Annotated in this window: 12 protein-coding genes; 6 read left to right on the forward strand and 6 right to left on the reverse strand. The window is 34.4% G+C overall.

Annotation, left to right across the window (positions count from 1 at the left end; genetic code table 11):
* Positions 1 to 180 precede the first annotated feature (180 nt).
* From ACIDC4_RS01650 to ACIDC4_RS01660, 3 genes are all read left to right on the forward strand, one after another.
* Positions 181 to 570 (forward strand): hypothetical protein, encoded by a 390-nt coding sequence (locus ACIDC4_RS01650; RefSeq protein WP_412043368.1) that lies wholly within the window; start codon positions 181 to 183, stop codon positions 568 to 570.
* Positions 571 to 800: 230 nt separating this feature from the next.
* Positions 801 to 2,207: a dihydrolipoyl dehydrogenase gene (gene lpdA / locus ACIDC4_RS01655; RefSeq protein ID WP_412043369.1), complete on the forward strand. Its 1,407-nt coding sequence runs from the start codon at positions 801 to 803 to the stop codon at positions 2,205 to 2,207.
* A 306-nt stretch (positions 2,208 to 2,513) separates the two neighbouring features.
* The gene (locus tag ACIDC4_RS01660; RefSeq protein ID WP_412043370.1) at positions 2,514 to 3,269 is read left to right on the forward strand and encodes an SDR family oxidoreductase; all 756 of its coding nucleotides are present in this window, start codon (positions 2,514 to 2,516) and stop codon (positions 3,267 to 3,269) included.
* A gap of 132 nt (positions 3,270 to 3,401) precedes the next feature.
* Here ACIDC4_RS01660 and ACIDC4_RS01665 read toward each other — a convergent pair whose 3' ends face one another.
* The 3 genes from ACIDC4_RS01665 to ACIDC4_RS01675 form a co-directional block, all read right to left on the reverse strand.
* Positions 3,402 to 3,875, reverse strand: a complete 474-nt coding sequence (locus ACIDC4_RS01665) for a hypothetical protein (protein WP_412043371.1) — start codon at positions 3,873 to 3,875, stop codon at positions 3,402 to 3,404.
* Positions 3,876 to 3,898: 23 nt separating this feature from the next.
* Positions 3,899 to 4,303: a lysozyme inhibitor LprI family protein gene (locus ACIDC4_RS01670; protein WP_488381123.1), complete on the reverse strand. Its 405-nt coding sequence runs from the start codon at positions 4,301 to 4,303 to the stop codon at positions 3,899 to 3,901.
* Positions 4,304 to 4,377: 74 nt separating this feature from the next.
* The gene (locus ACIDC4_RS01675; protein WP_412043373.1) at positions 4,378 to 4,872 is read right to left on the reverse strand and encodes a TlpA family protein disulfide reductase; all 495 of its coding nucleotides are present in this window, start codon (positions 4,870 to 4,872) and stop codon (positions 4,378 to 4,380) included.
* 260 nt (positions 4,873 to 5,132) lie between these two features.
* Here ACIDC4_RS01675 and ACIDC4_RS01680 point away from each other — a divergent pair, with 260 nt between their 5' ends.
* Both ACIDC4_RS01680 and ACIDC4_RS01685 read left to right on the forward strand, forming a co-directional pair.
* Positions 5,133 to 5,435, forward strand: a complete 303-nt coding sequence (locus tag ACIDC4_RS01680; protein ID WP_055097872.1) for an ArsR/SmtB family transcription factor — start codon at positions 5,133 to 5,135, stop codon at positions 5,433 to 5,435.
* A gap of 6 nt (positions 5,436 to 5,441) precedes the next feature.
* A complete protein-coding gene (locus ACIDC4_RS01685) occupies positions 5,442 to 6,548 on the forward strand; it encodes an NADH:flavin oxidoreductase (RefSeq protein ID WP_230037481.1) in 1,107 nt (368 codons plus the stop codon).
* Between the two features lie 1,354 nt (positions 6,549 to 7,902).
* Here the strand turns inward: ACIDC4_RS01685 and ACIDC4_RS01690 are convergent.
* The 3 genes from ACIDC4_RS01690 to susR form a co-directional block, all read right to left on the reverse strand.
* Positions 7,903 to 9,036, reverse strand: coding sequence for an acyltransferase family protein (locus ACIDC4_RS01690; protein ID WP_412044698.1), 1,134 nt, complete (start codon positions 9,034 to 9,036; stop codon positions 7,903 to 7,905).
* A gap of 334 nt (positions 9,037 to 9,370) precedes the next feature.
* Positions 9,371 to 11,587, reverse strand: a complete 2,217-nt coding sequence (locus ACIDC4_RS01695) for a glycoside hydrolase family 3 C-terminal domain-containing protein (protein ID WP_412044699.1) — start codon at positions 11,585 to 11,587, stop codon at positions 9,371 to 9,373.
* 212 nt (positions 11,588 to 11,799) lie between these two features.
* The gene (susR, locus tag ACIDC4_RS01700; RefSeq protein WP_412044700.1) at positions 11,800 to 13,443 is read right to left on the reverse strand and encodes a SusR family glycan utilization regulator; all 1,644 of its coding nucleotides are present in this window, start codon (positions 13,441 to 13,443) and stop codon (positions 11,800 to 11,802) included.
* Between the two features lie 191 nt (positions 13,444 to 13,634).
* Here susR and ACIDC4_RS01705 point away from each other — a divergent pair, with 191 nt between their 5' ends.
* Positions 13,635 to 13,985, forward strand: coding sequence for a 5-carboxymethyl-2-hydroxymuconate Delta-isomerase (locus tag ACIDC4_RS01705; RefSeq protein WP_412044701.1), 351 nt, complete (start codon positions 13,635 to 13,637; stop codon positions 13,983 to 13,985).
* Positions 13,986 to 14,188: the final 203 nt, after the last annotated feature.

Genomic DNA, 14,188 nt, shown 5'->3' on the forward strand with positions numbered 1-14,188 from the left:
ATTGCTTTTAAGTCTACGAAAATAATAGTATTTTATCAAAACCTGATGGTATTTGCTTTCGTACTCATAGTTGAAAATTAGACGATAAAAAATTTAGAATCATTCTACGGGCTATACATTGTTAAATTATTCTCTTTTAATGTAATTTTATCTTTAATTTCAACTAAAAAAAGTATTATCATGAGTGTTATTAAAGACGAAAATACGCTTCTTAATACTATTAAGCGCATTGACCAAAAAATCGATAAACTAAATGATCAAAAAATAATTGCTTTTTTTGAATCACTTGGCTTAACCGAAAGAGAAGATATCCCACCTGCAACAGAATTCCTGAAATGGGAAACGATTCTTGTTGTTGTACCCAACAGACATATATCGCACGAATTAAAATATTATAAATATTCGATTGCAAGGCTTTCATTTGTTACCAACCCAAATGCGAAAACAATACACCTTTTCGATTTTAAAGAATGGCAAAACATCACCCGAAACAAAACTCAGTTTCAGGTTAGAGAATTGCTGAAAAATAGTTTTGGCGGTGTAAAAAATCATGAAGAGAGATTAAATTGAGTTCTCAACACTCAATTTAATCTTTAAAAACAATTCTCACTTCCTCTTCACACTCCTTAATCATCACTAAGTCAACAGATTAATCATCAAAAAAAGACAAACTCCCTTCCGTAATAAAATATAATTCCTTATATTTCAGACACTTAAAACAAGACTAACAATTACTTATAATACAGGAGTAATTGCAAAGTCTGCATAGTTCTTTTGAAACATAACTAATTTTTTATTCTATGGAAACAAAGTTTGATATCATTGTTATTGGTTCCGGACCTGGTGGTTACGCATCGGCCATCAGATGTTCGCAATTGGGTTATAAAACGGCTATTGTCGAAAAGTACAAAGCCTTAGGCGGCACTTGCACCAATGTAGGATGCATACCCACAAAAGCGCTTCTTGACAGTACAGAACATTATTATGAAGCAGCCACCAAATTTGCTACTCACGGAATCATAACAGGAAAATTAAGTCTGGACTTTCCGCAATTCATCAAAAGAAAATCAGAAGTTGTCGAGCAAAATATTGCCGGACTTAACTTTTTGATGAAGAAAAATAAGATCGAGGTTTTTGAAGGATTTGCTTCTTTTTTGAATGATAAAGAAATCAGCATAAAAGCAACAGACGGTTCTTCATCTACTATTTCTGCCACTCATTACATTATTGCAACAGGCTCGAAACCCGCTACAATTCCCGGAGTTGAAATCGATAAAAAACGAATTATAACTTCTACCGAAGCTCTTTCGCTTCCGGACAAACCCAAAACAATGGTCATTATTGGCGGTGGTGTAATTGGTGTAGAAATGGCTTCGATTTATGCCCGAATTGGCGTTGAAGTTACTATAATCGAATATTTTGAGAGCCTGATCCCAACAATGGATAAAGAACTCGGAAAAGAACTCAAAAAAATATTCACCAAGCAAAATATCAAAATTTTACTAAGCCATAAAGTACAATCGGCAAAAAATAATGGCAAAAATGCAACCGTTACTTTTCTTGATACTGCAAACGCCACACAAGAAATCACTGCCGATTATTGCCTGGTTGCTGTAGGACGAAAACCATATACAGAAGGCTTAGGATTAGAAAACACCAAAGTAGAGGTAGATTCGAAAGGCCGAATCGTAACGAATGAAAAACTGCAAACCAAATCCGAAAATATTTATGCTATTGGCGATGTGGTTGCCGGAGCCATGCTCGCCCACAAAGCTGAGGAAGAAGGGATATTTGTTGCAGAAACCATCAACGGACAAAAACCGCACATCAATTACAAATTAATTCCAGGAGTGGTTTATACCTGGCCGGAAGTTGCTTCTGTTGGCTATACCGAAGAAGAACTGAAAGAAAAAGGGATCGAATATCGTGTAGGTAAATTTCCGTTTTCGGCAAGTGCGAGAGCGAGAGCTGCATTAGAAAAAGACGGTTTCTCGAAAGTACTTTCAGATCCTAAATACGGCGAACTTTTAGGCATGCACATCATTGGCCCGCGAGCCGCAGATCTCATTGCACAAGGCGTTATAGGTATGGAATATGAAGTGACCGACGAAGATATGTTTAGAATTTCATACGCGCATCCTACCTACTCTGAAACCCTGAAAGAAGCCTATATGATTGCATCGGGACAAGGGGCGATAAATATTTAAAATTTTGTTTCAGGTTTTCTTTGTTTCAGGTTTCAGGTTTGAAATGAGAACACAAATTTAACCGCAAGGCACGCAAGATTTATGACAAGGTTCGGTAAGTTTTTTTTAATCTCGCAAAGGCGCCAAGTTTTTATTTTATTCACTGTAATCTAAAAAAGATAAGCTCGTAAAGTTAATTGATAAAGCTTTGCGTTCATTGCGTTTGTCAAGACAAGATATTATAAAAATACTTGCGTGCTTTGCGGTTAAACCAGTAAACACTAAAACCTGAAACAAAGAAACCTGAAACCTTAAACTAAAAATAAAATGAAAACTTCAAATAACACTATTCTAATTACTGGCGGCGGATCAGGAATTGGATACGAAATTGCAAAACTATTTTCTGCTGATAACAAAGTAATTATTACAGGAAGAAATGCCGAAAAACTGGAAAAAGCGGTTTTGAGTTTAAAAAATGTAACCGGAATCGTCTCAGATATTAATAATGAAGCCGATGTGAGTAAACTGACCAAACAATTATACGAAGATTTCCCGAACCTTAATATCGTAATCAACAATGCCGGTTTAGCCCATTATTTTAAGTTAACAGATGAAAATGCGAATGCATTCGAAAAAGCCAGCGAAGAAATCCTGACCAATTATCTTTCGATTGTAAGACTGACTGAAAAATTGCTGACTTTGTTGCAAAAACAACCCGAAGCCGCTTTTGTAAACGTTTCGTCTATTGCTGCCTTTTCTCCCGGATATACACTTCCGGGTTATGCGGTAAGTAAAGCGGCGCTTCACTCCTATTCTCAGGTATTACGAGTTTCACTTGAAAAACAGGAGAAACGACCACTTGTAAAGGTTTTTGAATTGATGCCTCCGTTAGTAAATACCGAATTTTCGAAGTCGATTGGCGGCGAAAATGGTATAAGCCCGGAACAAGTCGCTTTAGACCTCAAAAAAGGATTCGAAAATGAAACCTATGAAATTCACGTTGGCGCAACAGCTGATTTTTATAAATTATATTTGTCTTCTCCTGAAAATGCGTTACAGGCAATGAACGCGAATAGGAAATAATTGGTTTCAGGTTTTAGGTTTTCCCAACCTTTGTCAAAGTTTAAAACTTTGACAAAGGTAACAATGTGAGAGATTGAGAATACAGGCAACTTGAAACATGAAACCAAGAAAACCTGAAACAATCCAACCCTTTTACATCTTAATCTCAAAAATCCTGACAAAATTACGCTCTAGCTTTTTCCTCTTTCTTTCTTCTTTCCATCTTGAATAAAAAATGAGAATAAGAAGAAACAAACTCACAATTGTAGTGGCTCTTCTAAGACCTCTTCCAAAAAAAAGAAAAAATACATTAATAATTATTAAAAAAACTACCGGAGAAAATCTTGTCCAGATTAACTGAAATTTACTGTTGGGCTCAACAATATAACTTACGTTAACCCTATTATTACTATTCTTGTAATTTCCTCTTATAATAAAATAAGTGGGTGAAGTTCTCGAATTTAGAGTCAATCGAAAACTTTTCTCATCAAAAAGTCCGTAAAAAGGTTTTGTACCTCCAAATCGGGGAAATATTCTAAAGAGACTTAAGTTTGCTTTTAGAGAACCAATTTCTGTATTACTTTGTAATCTTGTTCTAAATTCAGCCAGACTGAGTTTTGATTCCATTTAAGCTATTTATTTAAAAGCAACTATATCCTTTTTATAAGTTCTTTGACCCTTGCGAAAACGTAATTTGCTTTTTCATCAAAAACTACCATATCAAAATCACTGCTTCCTTCTGTAAAATGGCCTTCTTTTTTGGTATCAGAATATACTTTCTCAAAATACAGATCGCGTTTCTTTATCCAGTCTAGTTGCTCTTTTTTTAATCGTGATTGTTCTTTAGAACTTAATTTAAGTTTTAAATTCTTGTACGCAACATTCATCAAACTATCCGATTGATTGTAATATTCAATCGCACAATTTTTCATTCCGCTCCCACTATCTACACATTTTTGATAAGAAGTTTTCGCTTTATTAACGGTCTCCATTGTTTGTGCATTACACTGAAATGCAATCAAAATAAAGCATATGAATACTAATTTTTGAATCATGATTATATCGTCATTTATTGTTATCACTTTTTTGAAATAGCAATATACTCAAAGTTTTGATTAATTTCAGTTTTTCACTGCACTGACAACAAACTTTTAAGCATCTCTTCCAAAGCTTTTCCGTGAATGTTTTTAGCCAGAATAATTCCGTTTTTGTCTATTAAAAAATTCAATGGTACCGATTGCAGCATATAATCGCCAACAACAGGAGATTGCCAATATTTCAAATCACTTACTTGTGTCCATGTCAATTTTTGCCTTGCGATAGCTCCCAGCCAAAGCGGCTTTTTAGTATCCATAGAAACGCTGTAAATAGAAAACTTACCTGCGTAGGTACTGTTTAATTTTATTAATTGCGGCTGTTCTTTTATACAAGGTCCGCACCATGATGCCCAAAAGTCGACTAAGACTAAATCTCCTCTTAAAGAGGAAAGTGCCACATTATTTCCTTTTGTATCCGGAAGATCGATTTCAGGAGCAATATCTCCAACATCGGTTCCTACTACCTGAGCTTTTGAACTGGTTATTACACAACATAAGAATCCTAAAATAAGTAAAGTTTTTTTCATAGTTTGATTAAGTTATTTATTTGGGGGCTTGTTTTTTTTTGAATCTCGCAAAGGCGCAGAGCCGCAAAGTTTTATTTCTTATAAGCTTTTATTCTTTACGTCTTCGCGCCTTTGCGAAATTATTTTTCACAAGCAAATATAATTTTTCTTTATTAAAATCCTCCACTGTTTCATACAACTTCCTTATTCTCCATCTTAATTTTTTGCTAAATAATTATCTCCTTAATTGGTATATCGGGAAAAGTCGATATATTTGCGCCATGGAACCAATAGAAATCTTTAAAGCGCTCTCTAACAAATCCAGATTGCAAATGCTGGAATGGTTAAAAGAGCCTGAAATCAATTTTCCGGATCAGCTCCAGCATGCTGGATTTGAGCACGGAGTTTGCGTTGGACAAATACAAGCCAAGGCTGGCCTGACGCAATCGACTGTTTCTGAATATCTCTCTATTTTACAGCGCGCCGGATTTATAGAATCTAAACGTGTTGGACAATGGACTTACTATAAACGCAACGAAGGTGCCTTTGAAGCACTCAGTAACTTAATTCAATCTAATTTGTAAATTACTATGAGTACAAACAACCTGTTTTCGCCATTTAACTTAAAAACGTTAAATCTTAAAAATAGAATCGTAATGGCGCCAATGACGCGCTCATTTTCTCCAAACGGAGTTCCAACTGATGAAGTAGCTTCTTACTACCAAAAAAGAGCTGAAGGTGAAGTTGGTTTAATATTATCTGAAGGGACTGTTATCAACAGAGCTTCATCATCTAATGATGCTAATGTTCCACATTTTCATGGGGATTTAGCTTTAAACGGATGGAAAAAAGTGATCGACGAAGTTCACGCTGCCGGAGGTGCTATGGGACCACAAATCTGGCATATGGGAATTATGGACAATCATCATTCTGGATGGGTGCCACCGGTTCCTTTTGAAGGTCCGTCGGGATTAAACCGTCCTGATTTTAGAAATGGTGTTTCTATGACCGAAAAAGATATTGAAGATACTATTCTTGCTTTTGGTCAGGCTGCCGCCGATGCTAAAAGATTAGGTTTTGATACGATCGAAATCCACGGAGCGCACGGTTATTTGATTGACCAGTTTTTTAGAGCCGAAACCAACTTACGTGAGGATATTTACGGAGGAAAAACGCTACCGGAACGTAATCGTTTTGCTATTGAAGTGGTAAAGGAAATCAGAAAACAAGTTGGTAATGATTTCGCTGTGATCATGCGTTTTTCTCAATTTAAACCTTCTGATTATAATTATAAACTGGCTAAAAATCCACAGGAATTAGAAGCATGGTTAACACCTCTTGTTGATGCGGGAGTTGATATTTTACATTGTTCTCAACGTCGTTTTTGGGAACCTGAATTCGAAGAATCTGATTTGAACTTTGCAGGTTGGGCTAAAAAAGTTACCGGAGCGCCAACAATTACTGTAGGTTCTGTTGGACTTTCAGGAGATTTCTTTGGTGCATTTGCAGGAGAAAGTTCTCAACCAACTTCATTAGAAGAATTAAACAGACGTTTCGACAGAGGCGATTTTGATTTGGTTGCAGTAGGAAGACCTCTTTTATCTGACCCGAATTGGGTAGCAAAAATCAAAGCGGGTAAAACTGATGAATTGAAAGGTTTCAGTAAAGAAGCTTTAGGAGCATTGGTTTTAGAATAAATTTTTTCTATAAAGGGACAAAGGTTCAAAGGAACAGAGGAAGGTTCTTTAATCCAACTTAATATAAAAAGGGATAAACTTCATTGTTTATCCCTTTTATATTTACCAATCTTTTCGGCATCTATATCCAAAATCTTTTTAATCTTAAAATCTGTGGCAAAAGAAATGTTCTAAATCTCTAAGTTTTGTTTTTCTTCTTTGTCGATATACTTTGCGTAGATGCACTGCTGTGCATCTGTACAATTATACAAATTTAAAATGATACGTTTCTATAAATACAAAAGTTTACCAATTTTTTCGGCATCTATATCGTAGAGGCGCACTGCTGTGCGTCTACGCAATGTATTTAAAATTAAATTGCCCACAGATAAAACGGGTTGTACGGATTAACACGGATTCAAAATTATTTTATGCAGTGGCAAAAAAACTCTGAATCTGTACGTTTTGTTTTTCTTCTTTGTCGATATACTTTGCGTAGATGCACTGCTGTGCATCTCTACAATTATACAAATTTAAAATGATGCGTTTCTATAAATATAAAAGTTTACCAATCTTTTCGGCATCTATATCGTAGAGGCGCACTGCTGTGCGTCTACACAATGTATTTAAAATTAAATTGCCCACAGATAAAGCGGATTTTACTGATTTACACGGATTAAAAATTATTTTATGATGTGGCAAAAAAAATACTATGAATCTCTAAGTTTTGTTTTTCTTCTTTGTCGATATACTTTGCGTAGATGCACTGCTGTGCATCTCTACAATTATACAAATTTAAAATGATGCGTTTCTATAAATACAAAAGTTTACCAATTTTTTCGGCATCTATATCGCAGAGGCGCACTGCTGTGCGTCTACACAATGTATTTAAAATTAAATTGCCCACAGATAAAACGGATTTTACTGATTTACACGGATTCAAAATTATTTTATGCTGTGGCAAAAAAAAATCTGAACTTGTACGTTTTGTTTTTCTTCTTTGTCGATATACTTTGCGTAGATGCACTGCTGTGCATCTCTACAATTATGCTTATGTACAATTTTACGTTCTAAATTGGCATTTTACAATTGTTTGCTTTTTTATTTATTTATTTCTACATGAAATTATAAATACAAAAGGGATAAATACTGAAATCAACAAATTTCCCTTTCAACCTTTGTTGCTTTGAACCTTTGTCCTTTTGAGAAAAAAAACAAAGGGATGAAAACATGAAATTTCATCCCTTTTTTGAATATCTATAACTAACAAAATTAAGAAATTCAAGATCTTTATACAGGTTCAGAGTTACAAAGGTTCAAAGTAGCAAAGTTTTACCTTTTTTCCCTCTGAGCCTTTGAACCTTTGTCCCTCCTTTTAAGAAATTTTTCTTTTTTGAAATTTATTCTGAAGCCAGTTGCGTACAGGCTCATCGTAAAATTTCAAACATAAATAAGCTATTGTAATACTGGCTACTAAAACTCCAGTTCCTATCATATAACCGTCCTTTATAGAAACTTTATTGTCGATTACCCAGGCAGTATACCAGTAAATTAGCGGATAATGTATAATATAAATTGGATACGAAATATCTCCTAAAGCTTTGCATATTTTAACCGAAAGTGCATTTTTGATCTCTCCTCCTGCTCCAATAGCAACAATTAATGGGAAGAAAAGAATAATAACAACTGATTCGTATAAACCATTCATCCATAAAGTGTTTTCATCGCCAATTCTTGGTATCGAAAAAATAACTATAATAAGAATACTGCAAATCCAGAAAGCTCCTTTTAAGTGAATTAGTTTTCCTAATCTTGAAAGTAAAACTCCGGCAAAAAACGGATATAATAATCGCGTGAATCCCACATTCATTTGTTGCAGGTTTAAAGACCAACCGCCAATTACATCTCCATTTGGTCCAAAAACAGTATAATTTACGAGCATTGCTGCAAATATAAAAACAAAGATTGCTAATACTTTGTTCGAAAATTTACGAAACAATACAGCGTATAAAATATTGGCAATATATTCGAAGAATAGTGACCATGCAGGTCCATTAAGCGGATGCATTTCGCCCCAGCCTCTAATTTCTAATGATGGCGGAATAGGAAGTAATGTAAAACCAATTACCATTGTTAGAATCACTTTCCAGGCTTCCATTCCTGCAATTAAAGGAAAAAGACTGGATGCCTGAAAATAGTAAAAAATCGCTCCAATGATCATTCCCATAATAACCATGGGCTGTAAACGAATTAAGCGTCGTTTATAAAACTCCCACTGAGTCAATTTTCCCCATCGATCGTCGTACGCATATGCTACTACAAATCCTGATAAAAGAAAAAAGAAATCAACGGCCAGATAACCGTGATTGATAATTTGGTTAAAGCGGCTTCCCCCGTTATGGGCCTCCAGAATATGAAAAATCACTACTAAAATCGCAGCGACTCCTCGAAGTCCGTCCAGAATTTCATAATGTTTTTTAGGTTTAATATCAATAGAAGGTGAACTCATAAAAATATTTTTTGATGGTTAAAGGTTAGTTTTTATTTTTTGGTGTGAGCTAAAATAAGATTTTTTCTAAACAGTCATAGTTTTCTTTAAATAGATAACCGAAAAGTTCCCAAAGTTTGTCACAGAACAAACAAAGAAGAGTTTAACTCCACAATACATATTAAACACAATACTTAATTTCCTTACTAATAAAACTTTCAAGTACAGCAAACACAAAGCTTAATTTCCTTAATATCTTAATGGTAAAATCTTAAATGGCGAGATTATTTTAAAAGTAAAGCTGCAAATTTTTACACTTGCAGCTTTACAACCAACCAATTTAGAAATAATGAAATTATTGAAGTGAGAATCCCACTTTTGATTTTATATCTGTAGATGATGCTCCAACGATTGCTTCAAAAGCTCCCGGCTCAGCAACCCAGTCGTGTTTTTTATCATCAAAAAAGCTTAAAGCTGTTTTATCTACCGTAAAAGTTACTGTTTTTTCTTCTCCCGCTTTAAGCGAAATTTTCTCAAATCCTTTTAATTCTTTAATCGGACGTGGTAATGAAGATTTTAAATCGCTGATATAAAGCTGAACAACCTCAGAACCTTCTCTTGATCCTGTGTTTTTTACATTAACAGAGAATGTAATTTTGTCGCTGCTTGACATTTGTTTTTTATCTGCCGTTACTTTTCCATAAGCAAAAGTCGTATAGCTTAAACCGTGACCAAAAGAGAATAATGGTTTTGCTTTTTGTTTATCTGCCCAACGGTAACCTACAAAAATTCCTTCGTTATATTTTACCTCATCTCCACCAGGAAATTCTCCTAAAGCATGAGCGCCGTTATCAGCTAATTTTACTGGGAAAGTAAAAGATAATTTTCCTGAAGGGTTTACATCTCCAACCAAAACATTAGCTAAAGCATTTCCTGCTTCTGTACCTAAAAACCATCCTTGTACAATTCCCGGAACTTCTTTTACCCACGGCATTGCTACAGCATTTCCTGAAATATTTACAAAAACTACATTTTTATTTACTTTAACCAATTCGGTAATTAATTTGTCCTGACCGTATGGCAAGCCCAATTCTTTACGATCATGTCCTTCTGCATCTTGATTATCACTTTTGTTTAATCCTCCAATAAAAAGAACAACATCCGCATCTTTAGCAACTTTAAGAGCCTCGGCAGTCAATTCTGCAGGAGAACGTTTGTCCTCTAAACTTACTTTTGCTACTACTCCGTTATATTCACTTTTTGGATCTCCCACATAACCACGGGCATAAACGATTTCTGCCTGATTACCAATTCTTTTCTTTAATCCTTCAAGAGGTGTAATTTCGTATCTTGCTTTAAGCGAAGAACTTCCTCCACCTACAGTCATCATTTTGATGGCATTTTCACCAATAACAACGATTTTCTTAGTTTTAGAAAGGTTGATTGGTAAAATATTATTATTGTTTTGAAGTAATACAATTCCTTCTTCGGCAATTTTACGGCCTGCATCTGCGTGTTCTTGTGTTCCAAAAGATCCAAACGGACGGTTTCTATCCATTGTAGTCAAGAACGATAAACGTAAAATACGACGTACTTTTTCGTCTAATTCTTTAGTTCCAACTTCACCTTTTCTAATCATTTCAGAATATGGTTTTGCCAGATAATAATTATCATACGCATTGCTGGTTCCCCATGAAAGTCCATTGGTCCATGAACCAAATTCCATATCAAGACCATTAAATATAGATTGTTTTGTATCGCTAACGCCACCCCAATCTGAAACTACAACACCTTTGAAACCCCATTCTCCGCGAAGAATATCATTTAGTAAAAATTCATTATGACAACATTGCTGTCCTTTGTATCTGTTGTATGAACCCATAATTGCCCAAACATCACCTTCCTGAACTGCAGCTTTAAAAGCAGGTAAATAGATTTCGTATAAAGCACGATCATCAACGATTACGTTTACTGAGTTACGTTTTGTTTCCTGATTGTTTAAAGCGAAATGCTTTACACAGGCAGCCACTCCGTTTGCTTGTACACCTTTTATATAAGGAACAACCATTTTTGCAGCAAGAAAAGGATCTTCTCCCATGTATTCGAAGTTACGACCGTTTAATGGTGTTCTGTAGATATTTACTCCAGGTCCTAATAATACATTTTTATTACGGTAGCGCGCTTCTTCCCCAATAGATTTACCATATAAAGAAGACAACTCTTTGTTCCAGGTTGCAGAAAGTGCTGTAAGAGCCGGAAATGCAATACAAGAGTCATTTGTCCAGCCTGCCTGATCCCATTCGTCCCATTTTACTTCGGTACGAATTCCGTGTGGTCCGTCAGTCATCCAGTTTTCCGGAATTCCTAAACGCGGTACACCCGGCGAACTGAATTTTGACTGCGCATGAATCATGGCAATTTTTTCTGCTGTGGTCATTCTTTTAAGAGCATCTTCTACACGCTCATTAATTGGCTTTTTATCATCTAGATAAACCGGAACTTTACTCTGTGCATTTACACCGATAGAGCTCAACAAAAGTAAAACAACAATTGTTTTAACGTTTTTAAACATAACTATTAATTTATTAAAGCATTTAATGGATAATATAAAAGGCAGCAATAAGGTCATTATTACCTTTTAATAATATTGTAAAGCTAAAACGTTATAGTTCGTTTTTAATTTTCAAACGAAAAAAAGTAGTGAAATAAAAAAATAAATATTTGATTTACAAATACTTGTACAAAAACACCCCCTAAAAAAAGTAGTGGTTTTAAAATATAAAATTAGACTTTCAATGAAATTAAACCAATTTTCATGACCATTTCTTCAAAATCATTTCGCGAAACTGCGGCTTTATTTCGAGCTCTGGTTCTGTAATTATAAATTGTACTTAAAGAGTAACGAAGGAACGCTGCAATTTTTACACTGTCGGTAATTCCTAAACGAATTAGTGCAAAAATGCGAAGTTCAGTATTTAGCAATTCTCCTTGTTTTAAAAAGATTTGTTCTTCCTTAATCAAAAGTGCGTTGAAATCTTTCACGAAAGTGGGATACAAATTCAAGAAGATGATATCGAAATTTTTATACAATTCCTCCAGCTCATTATCAACCAAGGTTGTTGATTTAAGCATTTTATAAATCTCATCAAACTGTTTTGCCGTTGCTTTTTTATTTAAAATAATACGGTAATTTTCTAATTTATTGATGTAAGTCGAGCAAAGACTGAAAAAATGCGCAATATATTCTTCTTTGATATGATTCGATTCTGATAATTGTGCGTTACGTTCCTGCAGTTGATTGTTGGTTTCTGTAATATCTTTGTTTAGTTCTGCTAATTTTTGACTGGTTTCATAAAGTTCTCCACGTATTCTGGATACTTTTTTCATTTGTTTGTAGACATAAATAACGGCTACGATCAAAAATGCCGAAAGCAAACTGATGCATAACAAATACAGCTGCAGTTCGGTTTTTCTCTTGGCTTCTTTTTCTAAATAAACGGTATTGATAATCGAATAAACTTCTGACATTAAAAGAGTTCGAAACTGAACATTGCAATAAAGTGCGTCCTCAATAGCCGATTGAGTGAGTTTATACGCCATATCTACATCGCCTATTTCATAAAAAACCAACGCTAGTTCCTGAAGTGATGCATTATCTTTATTCGCATTTTTTAGATCAGAAGTAGCCGAAAGCGCATAAAACTTTTTTCTTGGTTCTAATTGATGTCTTGCCTCATAAATACTGCCCAAAAGATAGGTAATCATGGCATATTGAGGGTTATCTTCTTTAATATTTGCAAACAATTGCAACAACTGTTGTTCTGCAACTTTTAGCTTTTTCCGGGACATCCCCTGCTGAATTTTATTGATCTGATAATTTAGCGTATTAGGATCTAAAACAGCGACCAAAGAATCACGATATTCCCGTATTTTCTGAATGTATTTTATATCATAACTATTGGCGGCATAATGCTCAAAAAATTCCCTGTAGGCCACATAATAATTGGGAAGCAATGCTTTTGAGAGTGTTTTTTTATCAATGCTTTTTAAAATAGCTTCAGATTCGCGGTATTTTCCTGACGAAGAATAAAGGGTAACCAACTGCAAATTGGCTAAGTTTAGCAACTCGTTATTTTGAAGTTCACTGGCAATTTTCAGATTCTTTTTGACATAAAAAATAGCCGAATCTGAGTTGAACTTTTGATATTCTGTATATAAAGTTTTGTTGTAATTGTATTCTTGTTCCGGAGTTAAATCGTCTGAATTGATTTTTTTAAAGTTCAAAATACGCTCTTCTTTGAGCCTGACATAATGTGCTTTATTTTTTAAAGCGTCATTTAGCTTTGCTAAAATAGTATCAGTGCTGTCTGATGAATAAACAGGACTGCCTAAAAGAACGAATAAACAAAACAATAAATAATTTTTCAAAACAATTATGGTATAATGAGACCCACAAATATAAGAAAGTGCAGATACAAAAATGAATTATTTAGTAAGTCGCAAATTTTGAGTTTTGTAACAGAAAATCGAGTGTAAAAGAAAAATGTTTAGTTTTTATATCACAAGGATTTTTGTAAATTTGGTTGAAGTCTATTTCTCTAATCTAAAACCACACACAAATGCCTCATTTTATTATTGATTGCTCAGAAAACGTTCTTCGGTTAAAATCTGCAGACGACATTATGCAGGATGTTTTTAATGCAGCATTATCAACCGGTCTTTTTGATGAATCTGAGATTAAGGTTCGTATTAATCCGTTTTCGTATTATAACAACGGAAATTCCTTAAAAGACTTTATTCATGTTTTTGCCTACATTATGGAAGGCCGAAATACAGAACAAAAAGCCAATCTTTCGAAAATAATTGTTTCTAAACTCAATAGAGTACTTCCTGAAGTTCCTGTGATTTCTATCAATATAAAAGATTTTGAGAAGGCTAGTTATTTCAATAAAACGATGTTAGAGCTATAATTTATTTTATTAATGATATAAAATTAATTATAGCATTTTGCTTTTTGATTTATTTTTTTGCCACAGATTAAAAGGATTAGAAAGTTTTTTTTCTTACTTAAAAATCACATAACAGCTCTAATTACAATAAGTAACCACAAGCTTGTCATCCCGAGGAACGAGGGATCTCCGCAAGTAGCTCCTCTTGCAGAATCACCAATCTT

It is taken from the genome of Flavobacterium sp. C3NV (genome assembly GCF_046825355.2).
GTDB lineage: Bacteria > Bacteroidota > Bacteroidia > Flavobacteriales > Flavobacteriaceae > Flavobacterium.

Coding starts and splice junctions, on each gene's coding strand:
- ACIDC4_RS01665 (WP_412043371.1), bottom strand. CDS start 3,875: ATGGAATCAAAACTCAGTCTGGCTGAATTTAGAACAAGATTACAAAGT.
- ACIDC4_RS01660 (WP_412043370.1), top strand. CDS start 2,514: ATGAAAACTTCAAATAACACTATTCTAATTACTGGCGGCGGATCAGGA.
- lpdA (WP_412043369.1), top strand. CDS start 801: ATGGAAACAAAGTTTGATATCATTGTTATTGGTTCCGGACCTGGTGGT.
- ACIDC4_RS01670 (WP_488381123.1), bottom strand. CDS start 4,303: ATGATTCAAAAATTAGTATTCATATGCTTTATTTTGATTGCATTTCAG.
- ACIDC4_RS01705 (WP_412044701.1), top strand. CDS start 13,635: ATGCCTCATTTTATTATTGATTGCTCAGAAAACGTTCTTCGGTTAAAA.
- ACIDC4_RS01685 (WP_230037481.1), top strand. CDS start 5,442: ATGAGTACAAACAACCTGTTTTCGCCATTTAACTTAAAAACGTTAAAT.
- ACIDC4_RS01680 (WP_055097872.1), top strand. CDS start 5,133: ATGGAACCAATAGAAATCTTTAAAGCGCTCTCTAACAAATCCAGATTG.
- ACIDC4_RS01695 (WP_412044699.1), bottom strand. CDS start 11,587: ATGTTTAAAAACGTTAAAACAATTGTTGTTTTACTTTTGTTGAGCTCT.
- ACIDC4_RS01650 (WP_412043368.1), top strand. CDS start 181: ATGAGTGTTATTAAAGACGAAAATACGCTTCTTAATACTATTAAGCGC.
- ACIDC4_RS01690 (WP_412044698.1), bottom strand. CDS start 9,036: ATGAGTTCACCTTCTATTGATATTAAACCTAAAAAACATTATGAAATT.
- ACIDC4_RS01675 (WP_412043373.1), bottom strand. CDS start 4,872: ATGAAAAAAACTTTACTTATTTTAGGATTCTTATGTTGTGTAATAACC.